Source organism: Campylobacter sp. W0014, assembly GCF_020135975.1.
Classification (GTDB): Bacteria; Campylobacterota; Campylobacteria; order Campylobacterales; family Campylobacteraceae; genus Campylobacter_D.
In genome coordinates, this window is record NZ_JACHTR010000053.1 from 1 (window position 1) to 2596 (window position 2596).

Below are 2596 nucleotides of genomic sequence, written 5' to 3' on the forward strand. Positions count from 1 at the left end.
TAAGAATTAAGGGACATTGAAGATCCTTTTGGGTTTGTTGATGATTAATAGCCTATAAGCTTATGTGATTTATTTTAGCATAAAGTGGGTAAAATAAAGTTTGTAGTATATTCTTTAATTATCTAAAATCAAATCATTTCTCATAAAAATATCGCCTGCAAGATTCTGCTAAACCCACTCCAAAAATTTGCCTTATTCCTTTTTTAGCCAGTTTTTCTTTATCATAAATCAAAGATCCAAAAGAAATACTTACAAAAGGCACTTCCATATCAAACGAGTTTTTATTTTTATGAATAGGATCTTCACTATTAAGCGAAAAAAGTTGTTTTTTGCAATATTCTATCCATTTCATTTCTTGATTAGCATATTTGTTTTCATTATAAAAGTATTGCACTTTGCATTTATTAGCATCTTTATCATCAAAAAGTTTAAATTGTAAATAAAGTAATTCCAAGTTTTGGGTATTCTTTTTTATATTATTGACAATAGATTTTTTTTCTTGCATTTGAGTATTGGTATCCAAATCTATTACAAAAATTTTATAGGCTTTAGTAAGAGTTTTAAAATGAAATTTTATATCTTTTAACACATCTTCTTTATCAAATTTTTCTATATCTAAAATAACTATAGGCTTGTCAATAAAAGCCATTTTTTTATAAGGGGTAAATTTTTGAGAATTAAAATAAGCAAAAAATACCATACCCTTATCTCTCCATTCGTCTTTGATGCTGTATTGATTTTTCCATCCACGACCTAAAAATTCTAATCCACAAAAAGCTCTATTTTCTATAATAATATGGCGTATATATTCTTCCATATCTTCTTTGACATCAAAAACCAAATAAGATAAAACGATATAATTTTTATAGGATTCTTCTTGTTTTCTTACCTTGTAATCAAAAATAATATTAAAATTATTTTTTAAAGCTTCTAGTTTTAACACCTCATTATCTTGCATTATTTCTTGTGTATAAGTGAAACTAAAAAACATCTTATCGATTAAAGCTTGTTCTTTTTGTTTATGCTTTTTTTGGACATTAAACATTGGAGCGTATTTTAAAACACTTTCATAAAAATTGTCTTCATTGAAATTTTCTCTGTCTATAATAAAGCTTATTTTATCTATAGTATTTTCTTTACCTACATAAACATTTTCAAATACTATTTTACCCTCATCATCACTCATAGCTTTTGCTACTACTCTATCAAAGCGATGGTTATAAACATAAATTTCCTTATTTTTTAAAGCTTCTCCATTCTTAGCAAGAAAGCATTCGTTGATTTCTATTTTTATATTTAAGGCATCAGCTATGGGTTGTATTCTGATTATAGTTGGATTTTTTTCTTGAGCTTTTTGATAACTTTGCTTATCTTTATCTAAATAATAAGGAAAACTTAGCATCAAAAGAATGGTTTTAAAATAAGAACTATTAATATCATTTATTTCTTTGCAAAGTTTTTCTGCTTCATCTTCATTTAACACTCTTAATTCTATATAATGATGAGTGATGAGATAATTGATGATTTTATGCATTTTTTCATCTAATTTTTCCTCTAAGTATTTCTCTTTGGCTTCTTGCTCTTTTAATTCTTTATCTTCATCGCCAAAAATTAAGTCATTAGCAAAACCTACCACAAGCGTTCCCACCACTGCACCCACTATTGTCCCAACAATAGGAAAACCCGAGCCTATAGCCGCTCCAGTTGCAGCACCTGCGGCAATACGAGAAAGTATGGATACGCCAGCTCTAGCTGCGATACTAGATGCTACTCTTGAGCTAGCTATCTTAGTTGCAGCATTAGAAGTAACCCTGCTGGTTTGAGTTAAGGCTTGTTTGGCGACATATTCACTATATTTATTTAATGGGGTTTTATTTAAGAGTTCTCCAACAAAAATACCAACACCTGTTTCACCCAAAGCTCTTACATTGGATTTTCCTTCTGCTTTAGCCAGAAAAAAATTCAATATTCCAAAATTCATTATTATTTTATAATGCATCATTGTCGCGATAGGCGAATCATGTTTTATACCAAACTTCATTATCCCTTTTTCAAAAGCCTCAGTAGCAAAACCTCCTGCAATGCCTAAAGCATAAGGAGCAACATCTCCAAATACGCCTAAATCCCTTTTATCACTAGGAATGCTTTGAGTTTCTTTAGAATAAAACTCTAAACTTCCATAAATACTTTCATTCATCTTTCTTCTCTTTTCTTAATTCTTGTGCCTCTTTAAGGAAAGTGGTATTAATAAGGTTAAAATCTCCGCTTACACGTGAAAAGATTTTTTCAAATTCTTCATCACTTAAGCTTAATAAATAAGGCATTACATGGGGTTTTATAATGGCATTAACTCTTGCAAAAAAACCATGTTTTATTTCTATTTCACGTCCGACAAGATTTACAATGTCGTATCTTTTACCTTTGAAAGTTTGTATAACTATATCTCCCCAACTATACACTGGGGTATAAGCATACACAAAAAAAGTTCCCAAAGGAAAAATCAAATCATTTTTAATATAATACTCAATCACAAGTTTTTCTTTTGTGACATAAATTCTTTTAAAATTTGCTGCTTGGTAGATCTCTTTTGCAAGTA

1 protein-coding gene and 1 pseudogene are annotated in these 2596 nt (G+C 29.2%); both read right to left on the reverse strand.

Annotated elements, in window-relative coordinates:
• Positions 1 to 133: 133 nt before the first annotated feature.
• Positions 134 to 2197, reverse strand: coding sequence for a hypothetical protein (locus H2277_RS08770; protein ID WP_337201935.1), 2064 nt, complete (start codon positions 2195 to 2197; stop codon positions 134 to 136).
• Positions 2190 to 2596, reverse strand: a pseudogene (locus H2277_RS08775) (hypothetical protein); the annotation flags it as partial. The gene H2277_RS08770 and the pseudogene H2277_RS08775, both read right to left, overlap by 8 nt.